We start from the raw sequence: 23,130 nt of genomic DNA, 5'->3' as shown, positions 1-23,130 counted from the left end.
CCGTAGAACCATCCCATCGTACACTTGCCCTTGGCGGCCCATCCCTTCATCGTCTTGTGGCTGTGCGCACGCTTTATATTGCATGACTTCAACGGTGTGGAGTCGATTATGGATATTCCAGTACATTTACCCAACGCACATGTCTGCAGGAACAGCAAAAGATGGAGTCCCACCTTGGCCTGGCGTTCTACGAAACGGTTGTACGACAGGCGGTGTGGAAACTCCTTGCGCATGTGGTTGCATACATAACCGAGATAGAACGACTTGAGGTCGCGCTGGCGCAAGATATGGAACAGTACGAGAATGGTCATCACCTCGCTGTCGGACATGAGGCATGGGCGGTTGCGGCGACGTTTGCCGCAGATGTCCAGCGTGTGTTTTTTCAGTTCGGGAGCAAAATATTTGCAGAACTCATCAAGAATACCCAAAATCTGTGGAATAACCGCCGGATTTCGGTAAATTAATGCAATGGAATCTGTGAATTAAGTAGTTAGGAGAAAATCGCGGAAGTTGGATAGAGGGCTGAATAGCGTTTCAAAGCGGATTGGAGAAAGAGAACGGTTCCCTAATCGTTACCCGTCAGAAATGCAGATTTAACAGTCACCGTTCCGTTTGCGCCGCTCTGCGTAGGTTTGCTTGTCAAGGTTTAACTCGTTGATTTATAGTTTTGCAACCAAAAAAGAACGAGTATGACAAGGAGCACATTTCGCGTGCTGTTCTATGCGAACGGCAGCAAGGAGAAGAATGGAACTGTCCCCATCATGGGACGGGTTACAATCAACGGAACGATGGCGCAGTTCAGTTGCAAGCGGAGCATCTCAAAAGAACTTTGGGATGCAAAGGGCAACCGTGCCAAAGGCAAGAGTTTGGAGGCAAGGGAAACGAACCTTGCGCTTGACAACATCAAGGCGCAAATCATCAAGCACTACCAGCGCATATCCGACCGTGAGGCGTTTGTGACGGCAGAGATGGTACGCAACGCCTATCAGGGCATAGGCGGCGAGTATGAAACGCTGCTCAAAGCCTTCGACCGTGAGAACGAGGTGTTCAAGAAGCGTGTCGGCAAGGACAGGAAACTGGCGACTTACCAGTCAAGGGTAGTGGCAAGGAACTATGTGGCGGCGTTCATCAAGTCGTTCTACAAGCGCAGCGACATGTCGATGCTGGAGCTTACGCCCGACTTCATCAAGGAGTTTGCGGTCTATCTCTCCACGGAAGCGGGATTGCGCAACGGCACGATATGGGAAAAGTGCATGTAGCTGAAAGGTGTGGTGATGCGTGCGCACTTCAACGGTCTGATACCGAGAAACCCGTTTGCGCAGTTCCACATCAGCCCGAATGTCAAGGAGCGTGAGTTTTTGACGGAGGATGAGTTGAAGGCGGTAATGACGCACGAGTTCGCAGACCCGAAGCTGGCATACATCCGTGACCTGTTCGTGTTTGCGAGCTTCACCGCCCTTTCTTTCGTGGACATCAAGGAACTGACCAACGACCGAATCGTGGAGGTGAACGGCGAGAAATGGATTATCTCCAAGCGTCACAAGACGGGCGTACCTTTCCAAGTAAAGCTGCTGGACATCCCCTTGCAGATAATCGAGCGTTACCGACCGTTCCAAGAAAACGACTTGGTATTCCCCAATCTGAACTATTGGTCAATCTGCAAACCGTTGAAGAAGATGATACGGGAATGCGGCGTGAATAAGGACATCAGCTTCCATTGCTCACGTCATGGATTCGCAACCCTGGCTCTCTGCAAGGGTATGCCGATAGAGAGCGTAAGCCGCATTTTGGGACATACGAACATCGAAACGACCCAAATCTATGCGAAGATAACCGTGGAGAAGCTGGATAACGACCTCACGATGCTGGGCGACAAGTTGAGCAAGTCATTCGGTAACATCAAGGTGGCAGGGATATGAAACGGGCAACAATCACGATGGACGGGTACGGCAGGGTTGCCGTACCGTCCGATACCGCCAACGTATGGATGAGCGAAATGGAGTTGGTGGAGTTTTTCGGTGTTATTGCCCCGACACTCCATGCCGCCATCCGAGCCGTGTACAAAAGTGGAGTGTTGCAACCTTGCGAAGTGGAAAGGCTCATCAGGCTGCCAAACGGTTATTATTTGGAAGTGTATGCGCTGCCAATGGTAATGGCACTGGCTTTCCGTATCAACACATCCAATGCCGCAAGAGTGCATAATGTCTTGCTGGAAAGGCTGTGCTTGCGAAAAGACAGACAAATGCTTTGGCTTTCGTTAGGTAACAGCATATCGTGTAAGTGTTAGCGAGTGCGGTTGCGTGTCACTACGCCCATGCACTCACACAATCCAAGTCTGCCCGAAGAAGTACCATTTTCCGCTTCTTCGGGCTTTTTCTTTTCGCCTTTTGATGACTGATATTGCCCATCTTACTGCATTTTCTTATCCGTCGGTTTCTTTTGCGCCGTTCTGCATCGTTTTACGTATCAAGGTTTTAACCGTCATGCCGTAGCTTTGCACCCATGTTCAACCAGCCTGCCGACAAGGTGTCGGCGGCACAAAAACCTATATTTGAAACATGGAAAAGAAAGAAGAATTTATCCGTGTAGGCACAACGCTCTACAAATGGAACTCCGAGACCCTGCGGCAGGACTACGGCAAGGACTACATGGCAAGTGTTCCGAAGTATGACGGCTTCTGCACCGTACCCGACCATGTGGGCTACAAGCCAGTAGTCGGCAAGTTCCTCAACCTTTACGAGCCGATAAGCCATGTTCCCCGACAAGGCGACTTCCTTTGTATCCGCTCGTTAGTGGGACACATCTTCGGCGAACAGTACGAGTTGGGCATGGACTACCTGCAACTGCTCTACCTTTACCCCGTTCAGAAACTGCCCATACTCCTGCTTGTGTCCGAAGAGAGGAACACGGGCAAAAGCACGTTCCTGAACTTCCTGAAAGCCGTATTCCAGAACAACGTGACTTTCAACACCAACGAGGACTTCCGCAGCCAGTTCAATTCAGATTGGGCTGGCAAGCTGCTCATCATGGTGGACGAGGTGCTGCTCAACCGCTGTGAGGACAGCGAACGGTTGAAGAACCTCAGCACCACGCTATCCTACAAGGTGGAGGCGAAAGGGAAAGACCGTGACGAGATAGGCTTCTTCGCCAAGTTCGTACTCTGCTCTAACAACGAGCACCTGCCCGTCATCATTGACGCTGGCGAGACACGCTATTGGGTGCGGAAGATTGTGCCGCTACGGAGTGATGACACCGACTTCCTGCAAAAGCTGAAAGCGGAAATCCCCGCTTTCCTGCACTTCCTATGCAACCGTACACTCTCCACCGAGAAAGAAAGCCGTATGTGGTTCAACCCGAAGCGGCTGGAAACGGATGCCCTGCGGAAGATAATCCGAAGCAACCGCAACCGATTGGAGATAGAAATGGCGGAACTGCTGCTCGACATCATGGCAAGCGTGGGCATCAGTTCTGTTTCTTTTTGCCTCAATGACATTATCCCGTTGCTTGTCTGCTCACAAGTCAAGGTGGAGAAGTCACAGGTTCGGAAAGTGGTGCAGGAGTGTTGGAAGCTGGCTCCTGCATCCAATTCGCTTTCCTACACCACCTACCAATACGACTACAACCGCGAGTGCCGTTACTCACCCGTAAGGAGGATTGGACGCTACTATACGGTAAGTAAGGAACAGTTGGAAACACTCTGATATTTTGATGAAATGATGAAAGCATATATAAACATAAAGAATGACAGCAACTTACATACTCATCAAACGTTCAACAAAAGGATTGGGCTGATGAAAAGAGAAAACAGATGCAGCCCCACACATCACTTTTCTTTTGGCGAGCGGTTTGATGAAACGCTGATGAAAGATTATTTCATTAGCTATCAGTATATTAGACTATCTAATCATCAATTCATCGGATTTTCACCCTTCAACAAGTCCGCAGGGAAAGCAACAAAGGTGAGCACCGCTATCCGCAGGCTGGTCGGACGGACTTCCGTCCTGCCGACTGACAAAGGGAAACCCTCATCGCTGACGAAAAGAAAATGGTAACCAATGTCCGCCGACATCGCCGCTGACACCGCAGCAGGCTTTTGGAAAACAAAAAGCCATAGCTTATTAGGGCGTTTTCTTTACGCACCGCTGACGCTAATACTAAAAACACCCCAATGAGCCAGCGGGGTTGCACCCCTCTGGACACCCCGTCTATTCCGTGCGGCTATGACCGCAGGCAGACGGACACCGACAAACAAGTTTGTACAACCTCAAAAACAAGGAAAGAACATGGGATATATCAGCATCCAAATCAACAAGGCGAAAGGGTCGGCAGACACGGGCGCATCCGACCATATAGAACGCAAGACCACGCCCAAGAACGCAGACCCCACACGCACCCACCTCAACCGTGAGTTGGTGCAATTCCTCGACGGCGTGGCAGACCGCACCGAAGCGATAAGCCACCGTATCCGCACGGCAGACATCAGACGGAAGATAACGCCCGACCAAGTACGGGCAATCCGCATCGTGCTTTCGGGCACGCATGAAGATATGGTGAGAGTGCAGGACGAAGGCAGGCTGGGTGAATGGTGCGATGACAACCTGCAATGGCTGCATCGCACATTCGGTAGGGAGAACACCGTTTCGGCAGTGCTGCACATGGACGAACACACGCCGCACATCCATGCAACGGTCGTACCGATAGTGACGGGAGAGCGCAGGAAAGCCAAGAAGAAACAAGCGGACAGCAAACGCACCTACCGCAAGAAAGCCAATGCCGTGCGTTTGTGTGCCGATGACCTCCTGACCCGTGAAAGGCTTGTCGCCTACCACGACAGCTATGCCGCAGCGATGGCGAAGTACGGATTGCAGCGTGGCATACGAGGTTCGGAAGCACGGCACACAACCACCGCCCAATACTACCGTGACCTGAAACGGCAGACGGGATAGCTTGAAGCCAACGTGCAGCAGTTGCAGACCGAACGCCAACAGGCAAAGCAGGAACTTGACGAAGTCAAAAAAGAAATCAAGTCGGAGAAGCTGGAAGCCGCCAAGACCGAGGCGAAAGCGGCACTCGTGGCAAAAGTAGGTTCTCTTTTGGGTAGCGGCAGACTGAAAGAGTTGGAAGCCGACAACCGAACCTTGCAAGGCAAGGTTGCCGCCCGTGACGAGAGTATCGAATTATTGCAAAAGCAGATGGAGCGGCAGCAGGAGGAACACAGCCGCCAATTGATGGAACTGCAAGCCAAGCACCGCAGGGAAATGGCGGACAAGGAAGCGGCACACCAAGAGGAAGTGTCATTCCTAAAATCCATTATCCAAAAAGCCAAGAAATGGTTTCCGCTGTTTCAAGAGCTGGTGTATATGGAGAAGTTCTGCCTTAAAGTCGGCTTCAACGAAAGGCAGACTGCCACGCTCATCAGCGGCAAACCGCTGTTCTACGAGGGCGAGCTCTATTCGGAAGAGCACAGGCGGAAGTTCACGACCGAGGAAGCAGGCTTCCAAGTGGTAAAAGACCCGAAAGACAAGTCCAAGCTTGCACTTGCCATCAACGGGCAAGTGATTGGAGAGTGGTTCAAGGAGCAGTTTGGCAGGCTGTTCTCATCCGTTAAAAGGACGGTTGAACCGCTTAGGAGAGGCAAGGGCATGGGATTATAAACAATACCAACGGAAGAATAGCAAGTTTGTGTTTGGGGCAGACCAAAACCGCTTGCTATCCTCAGTTGGTTGAAACGTCATTTTATTTGTGCCCGAATCCTACTCAAACTTGCCTGTGTGATGCCTAAATAGGTGGCGATACTTCCTAACGGCAACCGCTGTAACAAATCAGGCTCTTTCTCCAACAACTCGTGATACCGTTCCGAGGCGACGGCTGACAACATGGAAATCAGCCGTTCCTCGGCAGCAAGCAGTTCCATTTCCGCATAACGCCGTCCCCAATTGGCTATGTGCAAATCCTTCAAGAATAACTCTTTCAGTTTTTTCCTTTCCAATACATATAAGACAGAATTTTCCATCAGCTCCATTGTTTCATACCCCGGTTCGTCATTCACATATCCTTTCATGGAAACAATAGTCGCCCCTTCCTTGCCGACCCAAAAGGTAATTTCTTTCCCCTCTACCGAAGTATAGGCGCGGACAATGCCTTTCTTGATGAAAAAGATGTCTTTTTCTATCTTGCCATATTCCAACACTTGGAATCCTTTTGGGTATGAGACTTCCGTCAGGCATTGCCGCAACTTGTCCAAAGACGCATCTGGCATGGCATATCTCTGGTTGATGATTTCCTTTATATCCATAAGTCATTTTGTTGTGGTACAAAATTATAAAATAGCGCACAGAAACAGCTGCTAACGGCTGTTTTTTTGTCAAATGCAAAATCCGTTTTTACCAAATGTAAAAAACGGTTAGAAATTACTTGCTTACTTTTGCACCCGAATTTAATAAATCATAGGTATGAATTGGATAATTTTATTTTTGGCAGGATTGTTTGAGGTAAGCCTTACATTCTGCTTGGGAAAAACGAGAGAGGCATCAGGTATTGGTTTTTATCTGTGGGGAAGCGGTTTCTTGGCTTCCACGGTATTGAGTATGGCATTACTTGCCAAAGCGGTTCAGACTTTGCCTTTGGGCACGGCATACGCCATTTGGACGGGTATCGGAGCGGTCGGCACGGTCTTGATTGGGATATTCGTTTTCAAAGAGCCGGCCACTCCCATACGGCTTTTCTTCCTGTTCACGCTCATTGCCTCCTTGATTGGATTGAAAGTTGTGTCATACTGAAAGGAGGAATAAATGATGAAATATGAATTGAGAGAAAACCACGGCATTCCGGCACCTCTGCTGGCTCTGATGGCAGTCGCTACCGGGCTTTCCGTTGCCAACTGCTACTACAACCAGCCTTTGTTGGGCAGCATGGCAAAGGATTTTGGGGTAAGCGACTTTTCTGCCAGCATGGTTGCGACATTGACCCAGATAGGTTATGTAGTCGGACTTGTGTTTGTCATTCCGCTTGGCGATTTGGTTTCACGAAAGCAGCTGATATTGACCAATTATATCATTTCATCGTGCGCATTGCTTGCCATAGCACTTGCCCCTAACATCTATTGGGTGTGGGGCGCATCCTTGCTTGCCGGAGCCTCTTCGGTTATGCCGCAGTTCTTCATCCCGTTGGTGTCTTTCCATTCAGCACCAGCACACAAGGTACGCAACGTGGGGATTATACAATCCTGCCTGCTCATTGGCATTCTCGGCTCACGGGTGTTCAGTGGTTTTCTGGCTGATGTGTGGGGATGGCGTTCCGTCTATTTCGTGGCTTGCGTGTTTATGCTCGGGTGCTTTTTGATGATTCACAGGATGCTGCCTGTGCTGTCTGCACGTTCTCAAGACAGTTATGCTGAGTTGATGAAATCATTGTTGCGTCTGCTCTCCAAATACCCATACTTGCGTATCGCTTCGTTGAGGGCGGCATTGGCTTATGGCTCGTTCTTTGCGTTGTGGAGTTGCCTTGCTTTCCGGATGAAGCAAGAGCCATTCTTTGCGGATGACGATATTATCGGGGCACTCGGTTTGTGCGGACTGGCAGGTGCATCCACGGTGGTTTTCATCAGCGGCTATATCCAAAAGTATGGCGCAAGGTTCTTCTCTATTGTCGGAGGATGTGTGGTATTGGCTGCATGGTTCTTGGCATTTTGGGGGAATGCCAGCTATGGGTGGATGATAGTCGCTATCCTGTTGATTGATGCAGGAATGCAATGCATCCATCTGTCCAATCAGACCAGCGTGGTAGCCCTCGATGCATCCGCCATCAACCGTGTCAATACCGTTTATATGACCATCTACTTCCTGGGCGGTTCTGCTGGTACGTTCGTTTCAGGTCTGTTTTGGCAACATTACGGATGGGCAGGCGTGGTAGGAGTAGGAGTTGCCTTTACCGTGGCTTCCTTGTTCGTTAATTGCTTCCAACCAAGACTGCATAAGGATGAATGCTCAATATTCTGACTAAAATAATTTTTGGAATGATCCTTTCAGTCTGAATATTTTTCATACCTTTGTACCGTAAGAGTTTCCCAAACAAGCAAAGCGATGTAGACCACGGCAATTAGGACGGTTGCCAACTCATTACCTGAAAACGAAGTAATTCTTCTAACTCTCTTGATTTCAAAGAGGTATATTCCTTATACAGATTTACAGAAAATTTCTATTATATTTGTATCAGTCATGGGAATGGATGTTTTTATGTAACTTATTGATTGTCAACTATAAAGGTACTAAAAACATCTCATCCCCACAACTTTTTCAATCGTTTTCTTATACCGAACTCACGTAAATTTAGTGTGGATAAGCTCTAAGTTAGCAATACGAAATAAGAAAAACTTCTTGTCAATAACCCCATGGGGGTCGCTCTAAAGATTTTGATTTTTGCATTGGCTGATTTAGCAAGTGCTTATTGTAGAAGTTGAGTATCTCATCATAATGCTCATAGAAGGTGGCTGCGATGACATTAAAGGAGCGGAATCCCGCTTCTTCGACTTTGTTGTACCAGCGTGCCATGGATAGGCGTACGGCATCCTTGATTGTGTTTTTGGCGAAGATTGTCCGCAGTGAATGGCACAGCACGTATGCAGTCTTGATGTCAGGGTATTCTTCGAACAATATTTTGGCCCTGTGCTTTTGTCTGCCGGTCCATTTGTCTGCAACTTGAACAACAGGTAACGCGAGCGCAAGAGCTTCATGGTTAGTTACAAACGTGTGCATCTCACCGTTGGAAAGCGAGGATTCGTCGATAGACAGACGAGGGCCGACATAGTACGGGAACAGCAGCCTTTCGTCCGCATGTTCTAACTGCTCCCACTGACAGAAACCGCTTAGTACTTCCTTGTACTGCTTCTCGAACGTATGACCGTCTATGTGGTAGAAAGCCTCAAGCGTACGGCAGGTCATTGGGGACGCCTCCATACGTCTCTTTTAAAAAGCTCCAAACTCTTTGGAGTAACAGGAGTCATTGGCTGCGGTGTCAAGGTCTATCGGAATGCTTAAGCCTTTGCCGTGCGTATGTCTGTTCAACGCTTGCGACGAATCTCTAGAATCACTTTGTGGTCACGTATGGGGAAGTCTGTCACGCTTACGGCTTCAATAAAGCCATTGGATTTAAAGTGTACGTATTGCTTAATTCCGGATACATCTTTTAGTCCAGACGATGTGTATTTCCATAGAATTCTGGGATATACGCCCACTATTGAGAAATAATCCAATATCCGGATTAGCAGTACTATACTGGCCAGCAAATTCAAATAATCGTTTTCCATTCTGCAAAACCTTATAATAACGCCAAAACACGCCAATTCTAACAAAAGAAAAAAGCTAAACAGTTGGATTTCAACTATTTAGCGTTCTCTTAAGTGACCCCGACAGGATTCAAACCTGTAACCTTCTGATCCGTAGTCAGATGCTCTATTCAGTTGAGCCACGGGGCCTTTCCCTTAATTGCGATGCAAAGGTACGCACTTTTTTTTTATCCACCAAATGTTTTGCGAACTTTTTTTGAAAAAATGTTGTTTTTTGTGTTTTTGATGAATTTTCTTTGGTTTCGTGATATTTTTTGTCGACTTTAATTTGCCTTATATGATAATAAGGCAATCTTTAGCTTTTATCTAATTTATTAGCAATAAAAAGTTTCCCTATTATTATATGTTTTTATTGTTTATAAGGTGTACAATTTAGTTCAGTCATCAATGATAAGCCTCAAATCCAATGGCGGAATTGTTTTTAACATCCGCTTCCATCGATGCTGCATGAAGAACCGTCCACCTTGGGGCGTGATTTCAAACCGGCTTCCTCTGGTCTAAGTGTTACTCTTCCGTCTTCTAACACGAAGCATGGGATTCCTATTGCCCCAACTCTTTTCATAACATTAAACGCCGGTTCCTTGTCTCGCAGACGTAAAAATGTTTTAAGGTTTTTAACGTGTCGACCGATATCGATAATCTCGTAGTTGTCATTATTTTTAACCTGTTCTTCTACATACGTACAATCCGGACAGGTACTCATTCCGAAAATTTTAATCATATTTGTATTCAGTTCTAATGGTTGAAAAACTATAATATATCCAAATGCTCACAAATATACGCATTATTTATGGTACGATGGCAGAAAAAATATAAAATTTATGAATGTGGTGAATTAATATTGTTTACATATTTCAACGTTATGTCTTGTCCTGGCAAAAGTTGACACATTTTTTATTGTTCATAAATGTGTCAACTTTTGCCAGGACAAGACATTTTGTGTGGCCGTCCATTTCCTTATACGAATTAATATATTAACGGTAAGGCAAATTAATGCATTCTGATGCGCCGAGTTATACTGTCAAAGCACAGTGCTTGCCTGTTTATAAGCATTTCGAACGCATCTTTTCTTATTCTTGTTGTTCCTCCGAAATGTTCTGTTTACGATAGTTCAATCGTTCATTTAGGTGTTCAAGTAAATGCGTTCTTTGTCTTTCAGTGGCATGTTGAAGAATCTTTTTTCCTTGTTGAGCGAGCGCATTTGCCGCATTTCGTTGTCGGTCAGTGCGAAGTCGAAAATCCTGATGTTCTCTTTTATGTAGTCGGGGGTTGACGCACAGGGTATTATGGAGAATACATCTTGTATGTGCCAGCACTGTATGACTTGTGCCGGAATCTTACCGTGTGCTTCGGCAATCTTTTTGATTACTGGATCCTTGAACAGGGCTCCTTCGCTCGTTGCGCTTCCTAAAGTGAACCAGCATTCTACCGTCGTTATTAATATGTTTGTCGGTTGTTCTTTTCTTCAGCCCTTTGTTTGCGCCAAACTTGCCACGAGTTGAATATGTTTTGCCAAATTATATACGTGCCTGGAGCTACTGACAATACGGGCGTTAGATACGTATATGTCACCCAAATGGCAAAGATTGTGTTCTTCTGCCCAAGGCCCTGTCCGCCACCTATGCGTTCTCCGTACGCAGCCCCAATGCTTTTCCCAAGGCAGAATTGCAGGATGCAGGCAAGAAGGCTTACGAGAGATAGTGTCCATTTGACGTTTGCGCTAACAGGACTGTCGGCAAGAAAACGGCATGTTTGCCCTACAGACAATATCAGGCCGAAGCCCCATAAGTAGAAAGCTAGGTTGCGGCAATAGGCAACCACTTGCTTATGCGCATTCGGGAAGAACTCGCGCAGTCCCCATGCCAGGAGAAAGGGGAACACCAATAGCGGGAATACATGACGCAGTATGGTTATAAACTGGCTAAGGAAGGAGGCGTAAGCGTGTTTTTCGACCAGTGGAAAGACCAATGGTATTATCACCGCAGCCGCTAAATTACTTAGTATTGTGTACGTGGTTAATGATGTTTCGCTGCCACCGAGTTTGCCTGTTATTACCGCGGCAGCCCCTGCTGTTGGGCATACCAGGCATACCATGAGCCCTTCTGCCGGTAACACAAAACTTAAGTTAGGTTCAAAATGCAGCAATAGCGCAATGCATGTACATGCCGCTAATTGGAACAATACAAGCCATACGTGCCATCCTGTAATGCGCATGTCGCGTGGATTGACCTTACAGAATGTTGCGAACAGCATAATGAACAGTACCGTCGGCATGAGAAATTCCGCTGTAGCCTGTGTCGCCGGTTTTATAGGTGACAATGCCTTGATATAATGAAAGGCAAGAAATCCCAAAAGACCGCATGACATGCCGAGAGGTAAAGTCCAGTTTTTTAATATTCTAATAGCTTTGTTCATAACAGTGTAACGTTGTATTTTCAAATGCAAAGTTACGCCGTATTGTTGTATTAGTCAATACACGTATTACAGATTATACCACCAATTTCAACGCAGAAAACTGGATGGTAGACGATGGTTGGCTGATAAATGAATTATAAAAAATAAAAAAAGGATTATGAAGCTGGTAATTATAGTTTCCTTTTTTATTGGGTTCTAATCAAGTCAAACTTCAAAGGGCGCATAATGCTATTTTGCTTGGTGCTATAATAGCGATATACGCCCTTTGATAGTTCAATGACAAGTCTTGTTGTTACTTGGCGTTGTTTTATTTATATAGTCTTTTTTGATACGACGTTATATGGGTGTTATCGGTTAGTCCTGATTATTTCACTACGACAAGAGGCAACCTATTTGGTAAACACAGGCTGATACAACCCAGGCTAACGCCGTGGTATATATTGCAGCGAATGCAGCCCAACGCCAACTGCCGGTCTCACCCTTGACGGCTGCTATTGTCGCTATGCATGGGAAATAGATTAGGACGAACAGAAGATAGGCAAAGGCGATAAGTGGCGTTATTCCGTCCGCTGTCATTTTTTGTCTTAACAGTTCGTATTTTTTTGTGTTGTCTGCTGTCTCATCGGCTACGGTTTCATCATCGGCATAAAGCACTCCCATTGTTGATGCTACTATCTCTTTTGCTCCGACTCCTGCAATGAGGCTTACGTCAAGTTTCCAGTCAAATCCTTGTGGGCGGAATACAGGTTCTATTGCCTTGCCGATGTGTCCAATGTAGCTTTGTTCTTGTTGGGCCTGTGGCGGGAGACTGTCATTATGGGGGAAATATCCTAACGCCCATACAATTATGCTTGCCACGAGGATTATGCCTCCCATTTTTTTTAGGTATTGTCGCCCCTTCTCCCATGTGTGGCGTGCCATAGCCTTGGCCGTAGGGAAGCGGTAGGGGGGTAGTTCCATGACAAACGGGGTGTCGTCTCCTTTCACGAGCCAACGGCTGAATATGCGGCTCATAAGCACAGCTAACAGTATGCCGGCAGCATAGAGTGATATCATGATTAACGATTGGTACTTGGCGGCGAAGAAAGTGCCTATTATCATTATGTATATAGGCATACGCGCGCTGCAGCTCATCAGCGGCAATACAAGTATTGTGATTAGTCGGCTGCGACGGCTTTCTATGGTACGTGTGGCCATGACAGCTGGTACATTGCATCCGAAACCCATGATAAGTGGAATGAATGATTTTCCATGTAATCCCATTTTATGCATGAGCTTATCCATAATGAATGCTGCACGTGCCATGTATCCTGAATCCTCCATGAAAGAGATGAATGCATATAGGATCAGGATTTGTGGCAGGAATACGATAACCGAGCCGACGCCGCCTATTACGCCGTCGGCAAGCATGGCTTTTAATGGACCGTCCGGCAGTGTGGATTTAATCCAGTCGCCCAGTGCTCCTACTCCTGCGTCGAGCCAGTCCATAGGATATTGGCCGAGAGTGAACGTCACCTCGAACATTATATATAGGAACAGGAAGAACAAAGGAAAGCCTATGTATCTGTTGGTTATTATCGAGTCAATGACATGTGTTGTCTGATATGTGTCGGTCTTTGTTCCTTCCTCGCAGCCCGCCTCATGCAATGCGCCGTGTATTATGCCGTATTTAGCGTTCATGATGGCAGTCTCACTATCTTCTTTTGTTTCCTTCATGATGTATTCGGCGGCGCTGTCACGTGTGGATATTATTTCCCGTCCGTTGGGTAATGACATAACCAGCTCTTCTGCCTTTGCATCTTTTTCAAGTAGCTTTATTGATAGAAAGCGGGTTGAATACTTGTATCTGATCTGTTCGTTTTTTTGAATTTCCTTTTTAACATCCTCTATTGACTGCTCGATGTATTTCCCGTGATTCAGGTGAATGTGGCGTATTCCGCTTTTACCTGGTACAGGACGGCCTTCGTATATGTCTATGACAGTCTTGAACAGTTCCTCAACTCCACGTCCGCTCTTGAATACTGTTGGGACTAAGGGTATGCCGAACAACTCGCCCAGCACGTTATAATCGAGTTTGTCTCCACGTGATTCAAATTCGTCGAACATGTTGAGCGCACCTACAATTTTGAGGTTCATGTCGACCAATTGCGTGGTTAGGTATAAGTTTCGTTCGATATTACTTGCGTCGATTACGTTGATGATGACGTCAGGAGTGTTTTCTATGATTTGTTTTCTTACATAAAGTTCTTCAGGACTGTATGCCGATAGAGAGTATGTACCTGGCAGATCGACAAGGTTGAATTGGTAGCCTTCAAATTGTGCGTGTCCTTCTTTCGCGTCTACTGTTACCCCGGAATAGTTGCCAACCCGTTCATGTGCCCCGGAGGCGAAGTTGAACAAAGAGGTTTTTCCGCAGTTAGGATTGCCTACAAGGGCCACGTTTATAGTATGGCTTTTTTTTATGGCTGCCCTGTGCAACTGCTCGTCTGTAACGTTGCCGTCTTCCGTGCCTACACTATCTGATATTTCCGTCATGCCAAGTTTTCGTGCTTCCTCTTCTTCCAGCTGTCGTGCCTCGTTTGTAGACATCACTTCTATCATTGCGGCTTCAGTATGCCGTAATGATATCTCATACCCCATTATCTTATATTTTACGGGGTCTTGGAGTGGAGCGTTGAGCAGAACAGTGACGATTTTGCCGCGTATGAAACCCATTTCCACAATGCGTTTCCGGAAGCCGCCGTGCCCCAGTACTTTTACTATAACGCCTTTTTCTCCAGTCTTCAGTTCAGATAGTCTCATTTATGGTTCTATTAAAGTGCAATGCAAAAGTAACAAAAAATACGGACTTACAATATGTCAGCCCGTAAAATACCTAATAATGATGATGTGTACTCTGTTATTGCGTCTGTGCGGGGCTTGCTAACGGATAGATATATAATCTGATGAATGTCCCCGTTGGAAACCAACGTGTTGGTAACACGTCATGCCTGCCATTGTAAAATGTCGCCTTTTGGAATACAAAAGGCGGCATTTTAGCGTGTAATACATGGCCTTTCATGAAGCAAAAGGCCATGTATTGTATTATCAGCTATAAACAGTTGTTTGTCATCTCAATACAACCTTTACGGTAGAACGCTTCCCGGCTGCGTCAGTTGCCACAACAACGTAGACACCTGCAGGCAGTGAACCTACCTCGGCACGGCTGCCTCCAGCGGAAGCAACCTTGTTGCCGTTAATGCCGAACACTTCAATACGTACGGCGTTGTCAGCAGTAACGACACCACCTGCTACATGTATGCCCGTATCGCGTGTTGCCGTTACGTCCTCTATACCTGTTGATGTGGCTGTTATCTGGCAGGTGGCACTCAGTCCGTCTATCGAAGCTGTAATGGTGGCTGTTCCCTCTGCCATGCAGCGTATTACGGCAACGGCAGTGTTGCCTTCAGCTTCAACAGATACTATTTGTGCTACAGCTGGGTTGCTCGAGGTGAACTCGACCCTCTCGGCTGACGAGCCCTCAACGGTGGCAGTGAGACTAATCTCGTCATCCGCAACCATCTCGGCCGTAGTCTTGTCAAGTGTTATGTCTGTTGCCACGTTTTCGAAGAACAGTATCGGGAACGCTGTTTCCGTTGCCTTCCAAGGCTCTTCGGCAGTAGTGCCGTATGCAAAGCCGAGCGTTTCTTTAAAGAAGTCGTCGCTCAGATCGGCACCTGCAACATCTGCGCCTTCAACAGTGGTAGCGTCCTGTGATGTCGTCGTAGTGCCGTTTATCGTCATTTCTACTATTGCATAGTTGTTGGCCAGACCTACTTCCGTGCGCGGTTCCTCGCCTTCCATCCACTCTTCGTCGGCAATGCTGCGGCCTACGATACGGTGTACGGCCTTTGCCTCCGCATTCTCGGGAAGGGTTACAGACTCTATTGCGGCAAGGTTGCCGGTCGCAACAATAGTCGTTGAGCCGCTCCAGTCGGTTTTCAGGTCGCCTATTATTCCGCCTACGTTATAGTTACCGCTCCATCGGTCAGCCTCAGTCGCTGTTATGCTGCCTCGGCTGTAGTTATTGCTTATCAGGCCTCTTGACGATTCACCTGCAATACCGCCTATCGTGTTTTTGCCCTTAAGGGTCATGTCAGCATGGCAGTTGGTTACCGTAACGTCGTTACCGGCAGATCCGACGATACCTCCAATATTGCTGGCTGCGGTTATGCTTCCGCTTGCAGACGAAGCAGTAAACGACGTGCCTGTACGCGAATCACCAGCAAGGCCGCCTACGCCTTTTGCTTCGGGAGCGTTTATAGTAATATTATTGACTTTACACAGCGACACTGAAGAATTGCTGGTTATTTGACCCACGAGGCCGCCAATGTAGCCTGAGTATGTCTCGTCGCCTGTGATCAAGGCGTTGTTTACTTGTACGTTGCTTATCGCAGCAGCTTCACCCGACAGCATACCGGCTACAACTCCTGCATAGAAACTGTTTGACTCTACATCTATTACGGGACTGTTGAACGTTACGTTCTTTATTTCGCCGCATTCCGTAGCGTTTCCGAACATACCGGTGCTTGACTGGCTTCCGTCAATGACAAGATTGTCAATAGAGTTGCCACGGCCGTCAAATCCTCCGCTAAAAGCGTCTACCGGCTTGAATTTTCCGTAGAATTTACTCATATCGAGGTCGTTGGCCAGTGCGTAATATGCCGAAGGTGATTTACGCATTTGGTTAAGGTCGCCCGGGGTTTCGATGATATACGGGTCATCTTCTTGGCCACTTCCGCCGGCAAACATGCTGAACGGCAGGTTGTATGCATCAAGCGTGAACTCGCTCTCGTCGTTCATGAATCCTACAAGCAGTTTCGGATTGTCAGTTGTAGCCCCGCTCAGATAGCCGAAATTGTAGGCACCCTTAGTGTCGTCGCCTGCAAACTGGTATTTCAGTTCGCCATTGTCGTTAGCTATGCAGAGTATGTTGTCGTTGGAGCCGGCAGCATTCTCAAATGTTCCTATCAATATGTATTCATGCTGGTCGTCAGTGTTGAACAGATAGGGGTTGAGTGAACCTGTCACGAAATAGTGCTGGGCGAAGATTCCGTTGCTGCCAAGATTGATGTTTGCGAAGTGGTCGAGCGTGAGATCGGGGTTGTACCAGCCAATCTTCGTAATCGTATTGCCGTTGCCGTCGTCGTATCCGTTGCCGAGAGCAATGACATACTGATAGCTGTCACCCTTCGGATAGCGGTCGAGATTGGTTGACAGCAGGTCACCGTTGAGTACGCCTGGGAATGTGACTACTGTTTCACAACTCGGCACGTTGACCATTTGTATTGACTCGCTTGGTTCGTCGATATGAACGAGTGCGTACTGCCTGGGCTGACCATCTATGTCGCTGAGCTGCATCCATGTGGTAAGGTCTGAACCGATGGTGTTGACGAGTTTGCCCGATTCATCATAAACAAGAATGTCGTATTTGTAGTCTTCATCGTTGCCTACCGTGTAATCGTAACGTGTAACGATGAAATTGAACTGGTCGTCGCCGGTATAGTCGCCGCGGCAAAGGTCGTTATACGAGAAGAAGCCGAACGTGTAGAATGTGTACAGTGCACCGTCCTGCTGTTCAACGGGCAGCTTCAGCTGGCTTACCTGGTCGAACTTCCTGTCATATACGGTTATGAGGTAATTGTTGTCTTCGGTGGCGATAGGATTCCAGTTTTCGTCGTAGTCCGATACGTAAGGCTTCTCGTATTGCGAAACAACGAAGTAAGGCTCGCCGTCGATGTTGTAATAATTAAGGTAAGGACCGTCACTGTATTGAAGATTGTCAGACGGAATCTTGAACGTATGCTCAAGCACGGGTTTGTCTGAGGCGTAAGATGCCGGGGCGTACACGCTTGCGTTGAGATAGTAACCGTCGTCTTGTAGTTCTTCATTGACGAAAATGTAACGCTGGTAGGTGGTGAAATTCTCTGTAGTGCTGTAGTAAAGGGCGTTTGAGGCTGAATATGACGTTACGAGCGTACCGTCAGTTATCGAATATACATCAATCGTTCCTATTTGTGAGTAGTCTGCTCCTATCTCATGGAGATATACCGTAAGCTCATATGTGTTGGCGTCAAGATCGAAAAACCTGTTGGTAACCGTACCGAACACCTGTATGTCGTTCACTCTTCTTTCCGCGGGAATGTTGATTGTAAACGTGCCAACCTCTTGATAATCATTATTGTAAATCGTTATCTCCGATGTCCTGATATTCGAAAATCCCTCAATGGTGTTCGACTGCTTGAACAACCATTCAGAATTGTCCGGACCATTGATAACGCCCCAACTTGTAGTCGGACCGATTGTGACCGACGGGTCTATGGACTCATTTCGAGGCGCAATGTATCGTGCATCACGGAATTTGTCAGCTCCGAACACCGGAACAAGTGGTTTTGCCGACCGTGGAGCGGCAAAGGCTACAGGTTTACCCCCACCCGTTAATTTTTGTAAAATGGGACTCTTTACTTTGTTTTCTTGTGCCGTGATCGTTGTTGCGGACACAGTGGCAAATGCCAATGACAACAAAGCAATACATCTTGTAATACTTTTCATACGCATTAATTTTATTAAGTTAATAATAAAGAAAAACATTGATTTGTTTTTTGCAAAGATAATATTTTATTTACAATAAATTACTTTTTTTGTCGCTGTTTTTAATTAAAATTTTTATATTTAGTCTGACTTTCTGTGTGTTTTACTTTCAAAAACAGGGTTTTGTCGATGTTATTCATGTCATTTGTGGGTAAATATTAAGGAGTCAGATGTACTGCGTAAACAGATATCTCTGTAATTGTCTGGTGGTCAGCTGTTTAACAATATACGGCAAATCACGTTGCAAAAGGTGGCATTTTAGCATGCGAAATAGGGCCTTTTGCAACGTGATTTGCCGTATATTTAATGTTTATCCGCTGTTCTGTTGTATAGAATCAGCTTAACCGCATACACAGAGTAGTCTTTGTGATTAGTTATGATTAAATGAGTAGGTTACAAATATCTCAAGGTACCTACAGTTGTCTGCATTTCGGATTTCAGTCGGCGGGCTTTGTGTCGGGTGTCAACGGTTGAAATAGTCTTCAAGTACTTTGGCTGCACTGCCCTCTGTGTTGGGCAGGTCGTTGATTATCAAGCCGCTTTCGAGCAGCGCTATGCGTGTTGATATTTCAACTGTATGTGTCAGGTTATGGCTGCTTATCAGTATTGTTGCGCCAGTCTTGGCATTGTAGTCCTTGATAAGGTGCATCAGTATGTTCTGGCTTGTGGGGTCAAGGAAGTTGAAGGGTTCGTCGAGTACGAGCAGTTGTGGGTTGTTGATGAATGCCGATATTATCCCTATTTTTTGCTTGTTGCCAGCTGAATAGTTGCGTATCAGTTTCTTTTGTCCGAGTACCTCACCATTCATGAAGTGTTCGAAGGAGGCTACGCGGCTGTCGGTTTCGTTGTCGGTAAGGCCGTTGACCTTGCCGATGAACCTGAAATATTCCTCGGGCGTGAGGAAGTCGATGAGGAATCCCTCGTCGATATAAGCCCCAGTGACGGGTTTCCAATTTTCCGATTCTGAGGGGTTGATGGTCACCTGCGTTCCGTCATCGTTGTTTATGGTCATTGTTACCGTTCCGCCGTCGGCCTTTATCAGGTCGAGCAGCAGGCGGAACAGTGTGGTCTTGCCAGCCCCGTTGTTGCCTACAAGACCGAGGATTTCGCCGTCGTAGACGGTAAAGGTTGGTATATCTACGGCTGTTTTATCTCCAAATGCCTTTTTCAGGCCGTTTATGTCGATTTTCATATTTTTCGGTTTATGGGATTGTTGGATAAAAACAAGAGCCAAGAAAACTATTGCCGACGTGGTTGTACGCCAATGCATTTTTTCCTGGCTCTTGGTCGTGTTTATGTATGGTTGTTATACAAGTCCTCTGCCATGGCAGTTCTTGAACTTTTTACCACTTCCGCATGGGCATGGATCATTGCGTCCCGGCAACTTATCCTTGCGGATGGGTTGCCTCCTTACCTCTGCATTCTGTCGAGTATCCTGGTTTGCTGCGGCACGCTGTGCCGGATTGTCGAGATCTGCTTTTTGTTCTGTGTATCTCTGGCTTCTCTGCTCCGGAGCGGCCTCGCGAACCTCCTCACGTTGTATTTCCGGTATTTGGGCTCTCATCAGCACGCCTACTATTCGATTATTCATCTGGTTAACCATATCATCGAACAGTTTGACACTTTCGAGCTTGAAGATTACCAATGGGTCTTTTTGCTCGTATGAAGCGTTTTGTACGCTATGGCGCAGTTCGTCAAGAGCACGTAGGTTCTCCTTCCAACAATCGTCAATGGTGTTGAGTAGGATGGCCTTCTCGAATTGTTTTACAACGCTTTTACATTCAGTGTCGTAAGCCTCTTTCAGATTACATGGGATGTTATATATTCGTTTTCCGTCGGTTATCGGCACCATGATACGTTCGTAGCGGTCGCCTTGATTCTCATATACTTCCTTAATGACGGGCCATCCCACAGACTGAATGCGGTCGGTTTTGCGTTTGAAGTCGGCCATTGACATCTGGAACGCCTTTTCAGCCAATGTGTTATGGTCCTCATTTGTGAACTCTTCGAAAGTAAACGGGCATTCCATTGCAAGCACTTTCAAGAACTCGTCCTTGCATCCTTCGTAATCATTCTTGTCGATAATTTCGACCACACGGTCCCAGATTATATTCGTGATATCCATGCCAATGCGCTCGCCCATAAGTGCGTGACGGCGTTTTTCGTATACAACGGTACGCTGTTTGTTCATGACATCGTCATATTCGAGCAGGCGTTTTCGGATACCAAAGTTGTTTTCTTCCACTTTCTTTTGTGCCCTCTCGATATTTTTTGTAATCATCGGGCTTTCGATACGTTCGCCGTCCTTAAATCCGAGACGGTCCATAACCCTGGCAATGCGCTCGCTTGCGAACAGGCGCATAAGCTTATCTTCAAGGCTTACATAGAAGACTGAGCTTCCAGGGTCGCCTTGTCTACCGGCACGTCCGCGCAACTGTCGGTCCACACGGCGGCTTTCATGACGTTCAGTACCTATAATAGCAAGACCACCAGCGGCCTTAACCTCTGGTGACAGCTTGATGTCAGTACCACGACCGGCCATGTTGGTAGCTATGGTTACGGCTCCAAGCAGACGTTCCTCGGTATGGGTGGTTCCGTCTGGGTCAGTGATGGTTACCTTGCCGAGTGTACTTTGACCAGCCTCAGCTACGATATTAGCTTCTTTCTGGTGGAGCTTGGCGTTAAGGACATTATGCGGTATATGGCGCATCTGGAGCATTTTGCTCAGTAATTCAGATATTTCCACGGACGTGGTACCTACAAGACAAGGACGTCCAGAGTTGCGCATTGCTTCAATTTCCTCGATTACTGCATTGTACTTCTCACGTGCTGTCTTGTACACGCGGTCGTCCATGTCGTTACGTATTACAGGCTTGTTGGTTGGAATTTCAACCACGTCAAGCTTGTATATGTCCCAGAATTCGCCTGCTTCAGTGATGGCAGTACCTGTCATACCTGACAGCTTATGGTACATACGGAAGTAGTTTTGCAGGGTGATAGTGGCGAAAGTCTGCGTAGCCTCCTTCACTTTTACGTGCTCTTTGGCTTCTATTGCCTGGTGCAAACCGTCACTCCATTGGCGTCCTTCCATGATACGACCGGTCTGTTCATCGACGATTTTTACCTCACCGTCCATGACTACATACTCGTCGTCCTTGTTAAACATAGTGTACGCCTTTAGCAATTGTTGCAATGTATGCACCCTTTCGCTTTGTACGGCATAGTGATTGAGCAGTTGGTCTTTTTTGTCAAGGCGCTGCTGGTCGTCAAGATCTTTCTCGTTTTCAAGAGCCGATAATTGTGTGGTTATGTCCGGCAAGACGAACAAGTCTTTGTCGTTGACTTGTTTCGCAAGCCAGTCGGTGCCCTTGTCTGTTAAGTCTACGGAGTTAAGTTTTTCGTCAACAACGAAATACAGAGGCTCTACAGCCTCGGGCATTTTGCGGTTGTTGTTCTCCATGTAATACTCTTCAGTTTTCAACATGCCTGCCTTTATACCTTCTTCTGAAAGGTATTTTATGAGTGGCTTGTTTTTAGGAAGAGCCTTGTGTGAGCGATATAAGCTAAGGAAGCCTTCGTCCTGTAACTTCTGGTCGTTTTTCTCGCGGCCTTCTGTTATCTTCTGTTTAGCGTCGGCAAGGTATTGTGTAGCCAGTTTGCGTTGTACGTCAACAAGCCGTTCAACAAGCGGTTGATACTCTTCGAACATCTGGTCGTCACCATTAGGAACCGGACCAGATATAATGAGTGGTGTACGTGCGTCGTCTATGAGCACAGAGTCAACCTCGTCGACTATGGCATAATTATGTTTTCTTTGCACAAGGTCGGCTGGAGATATCGCCATGTTGTCACGCAGGTAGTCAAATCCGAACTCGTTGTTTGTTCCGAATGTGATATCCGCCTGGTATGCCTTTCTTCTTTGCGGGGTGTTCGGACGGTGTTTGTCTATGCAGTCAACTGACAAGCCGTTGAATTCATATAATGGTCCCATCCATTCAGAGTCACGTTTAGCAAGGTAGTCGTTCACGGTGACAACATGAACACCGTTGCCTGTGAGTGCATTGAGGAATACCGGCAATGTCGCTACTAATGTTTTACCTTCACCGGTGGCCATCTCGGCAATCTTACCTTGATGAAGTACTACTCCGCCAAATAACTGGACGTCATAGTGCACCATGTCCCACTTCATGTCGTTGCCGCCGGCCATCCAATGGTTACTATAGATAGCCTTATCGTCTTCAATTCGGACAAAGTCTTTTGTTGTAGCCAATTCTCGGTCAAAGTCGTTGGCAGTAACGATAACTTCATCATTCTCCGCAAAGCGGCGTGCCGTGTCTTTCATTATGCTGAAAGCTACGGGCAAGACATCATTGAGTGCTTTCTCGTATATTTCGAGAACCTCGTTCTCCAATTTGTCTATCTGGTTGAACAGGCCTTCTCTTTCGTCTATAGGTATATCCTCGATTTGTGCCTTTAGTTCTTCAATCTTTTTCTTCTGTTCGGCAGCTGAGTCCTGTACGTATTTTTGTATTTCTTTAGTCTTTGCACGCAGGGCGTCGTTGTCGAGAGCCTTTATTGCAGGATATTCAGCCTTGATCTGTTCGACTATAGGCTGTATCTGCTTCATGTCTCTTGCGGATTTGTCACCGAAAAGTGACTTTAAAAAACTATTAAATCCCATTTTATCTTAATTTCTTTTCTTCTTGATTGTGATATATTTATGCAGAAATTACCGGTTCTGC

15 protein-coding genes, 1 tRNA gene and 2 pseudogenes are annotated in these 23,130 nt (G+C 46.8%); 7 read left to right on the top strand and 11 right to left on the bottom strand.

Going from position 1 to position 23,130, the window contains the following annotated elements:
- A partial coding sequence (locus tag H6A34_RS03180; protein WP_338088585.1) for a transposase occupies nt 1-440 on the bottom strand: 440 nt, incomplete at its 3' end.
- 249 nt (nt 441-689) lie between these two features.
- Between H6A34_RS03180 and H6A34_RS03175 the strand changes: the two are divergent.
- From H6A34_RS03175 to mobV, 5 genes and pseudogenes are all read left to right on the top strand, one after another.
- Nucleotides 690-1,919, top strand: a pseudogene (locus tag H6A34_RS03175) (site-specific integrase).
- A complete protein-coding gene (locus H6A34_RS03170) occupies nt 1,916-2,287 on the top strand; it encodes a virulence RhuM family protein (protein WP_205103395.1) in 372 nt (123 codons plus the stop codon). Before H6A34_RS03175 ends, H6A34_RS03170 begins: the two are co-directional and overlap by 4 nt.
- Before the next feature lie 271 nt (nt 2,288-2,558).
- Nucleotides 2,559-3,701 carry a primase-helicase family protein gene (locus H6A34_RS03165; protein ID WP_205103393.1) on the top strand — a complete coding sequence of 381 codons (1,143 nt, stop codon included), beginning with the start codon at nt 2,559-2,561 and terminating at the stop codon, nt 3,699-3,701.
- Between the two features lie 90 nt (nt 3,702-3,791).
- A complete protein-coding gene (locus H6A34_RS14895) occupies nt 3,792-4,052 on the top strand; it encodes a hypothetical protein (protein WP_239480734.1) in 261 nt (86 codons plus the stop codon).
- Between the two features lie 231 nt (nt 4,053-4,283).
- Nucleotides 4,284-5,654, top strand: a pseudogene (mobV, locus tag H6A34_RS03155) (MobV family relaxase).
- 77 nt (nt 5,655-5,731) lie between these two features.
- On the opposite strand, the gene H6A34_RS03150 reads toward mobV, so the two are convergent.
- The gene (locus tag H6A34_RS03150) at nt 5,732-6,295 is read right to left on the bottom strand and encodes a Crp/Fnr family transcriptional regulator (RefSeq protein WP_021928157.1); all 564 of its coding nucleotides are present in this window, start codon (nt 6,293-6,295) and stop codon (nt 5,732-5,734) included.
- 157 nt (nt 6,296-6,452) lie between these two features.
- On the opposite strand from H6A34_RS03150, the gene H6A34_RS03145 reads away from it, so the two are divergent.
- The gene (locus H6A34_RS03145) at nt 6,453-6,779 is read left to right on the top strand and encodes a DMT family transporter (RefSeq protein ID WP_021928755.1); all 327 of its coding nucleotides are present in this window, start codon (nt 6,453-6,455) and stop codon (nt 6,777-6,779) included.
- 15 nt (nt 6,780-6,794) lie between these two features.
- The gene (locus H6A34_RS03140; protein ID WP_205103409.1) at nt 6,795-7,997 is read left to right on the top strand and encodes an MFS transporter; all 1,203 of its coding nucleotides are present in this window, start codon (nt 6,795-6,797) and stop codon (nt 7,995-7,997) included.
- Between the two features lie 381 nt (nt 7,998-8,378).
- Here H6A34_RS03140 and H6A34_RS03135 read toward each other — a convergent pair whose 3' ends face one another.
- From H6A34_RS03135 to secA, 9 genes are all read right to left on the bottom strand, one after another.
- Nucleotides 8,379-8,954: a transposase gene (locus H6A34_RS03135; RefSeq protein ID WP_420870800.1), complete on the bottom strand. Its 576-nt coding sequence runs from the start codon at nt 8,952-8,954 to the stop codon at nt 8,379-8,381.
- Between the two features lie 444 nt (nt 8,955-9,398).
- Nucleotides 9,399-9,472 (bottom strand) — tRNA-Arg (locus tag H6A34_RS03130).
- Between the two features lie 292 nt (nt 9,473-9,764).
- A complete protein-coding gene (locus tag H6A34_RS03125; protein ID WP_205103392.1) occupies nt 9,765-10,064 on the bottom strand; it encodes a glutaredoxin-related protein in 300 nt (99 codons plus the stop codon).
- A gap of 402 nt (nt 10,065-10,466) precedes the next feature.
- Nucleotides 10,467-10,709 carry an aldo/keto reductase gene (locus tag H6A34_RS03120; RefSeq protein WP_338088584.1) on the bottom strand — a complete coding sequence of 81 codons (243 nt, stop codon included), beginning with the start codon at nt 10,707-10,709 and terminating at the stop codon, nt 10,467-10,469.
- 71 nt (nt 10,710-10,780) lie between these two features.
- The gene (locus H6A34_RS03115; protein ID WP_205103391.1) at nt 10,781-11,758 is read right to left on the bottom strand and encodes a bile acid:sodium symporter family protein; all 978 of its coding nucleotides are present in this window, start codon (nt 11,756-11,758) and stop codon (nt 10,781-10,783) included.
- Nucleotides 11,759-12,130: 372 nt separating this feature from the next.
- Complete coding sequence (gene feoB / locus H6A34_RS03110) at nt 12,131-14,560, bottom strand: ferrous iron transport protein B (RefSeq protein WP_205103390.1); 2,430 nt, start codon at nt 14,558-14,560, stop codon at nt 12,131-12,133.
- Between the two features lie 306 nt (nt 14,561-14,866).
- Nucleotides 14,867-18,349, bottom strand: a complete 3,483-nt coding sequence (locus tag H6A34_RS03105) for an Ig-like domain-containing protein (protein WP_205103389.1) — start codon at nt 18,347-18,349, stop codon at nt 14,867-14,869.
- Between the two features lie 502 nt (nt 18,350-18,851).
- Nucleotides 18,852-19,580, bottom strand: coding sequence for an ABC transporter ATP-binding protein (locus H6A34_RS03100; RefSeq protein WP_205103388.1), 729 nt, complete (start codon nt 19,578-19,580; stop codon nt 18,852-18,854).
- A gap of 114 nt (nt 19,581-19,694) precedes the next feature.
- Entirely contained in the window at nt 19,695-23,069 is a 3,375-nt protein-coding gene (secA, locus tag H6A34_RS03095; RefSeq protein WP_205103385.1) for a preprotein translocase subunit SecA, read from the bottom strand.
- Nucleotides 23,070-23,130 lie beyond the last annotated feature (61 nt).

Origin of the sequence: Marseilla massiliensis, assembly GCF_016899855.1 — a bacterium.
GTDB lineage: Bacteria > Bacteroidota > Bacteroidia > Bacteroidales > Bacteroidaceae > Prevotella.
Note: the sequence above shows the minus strand (reverse complement) of the source record. Positions and strands in the feature narration are given on the sequence as shown.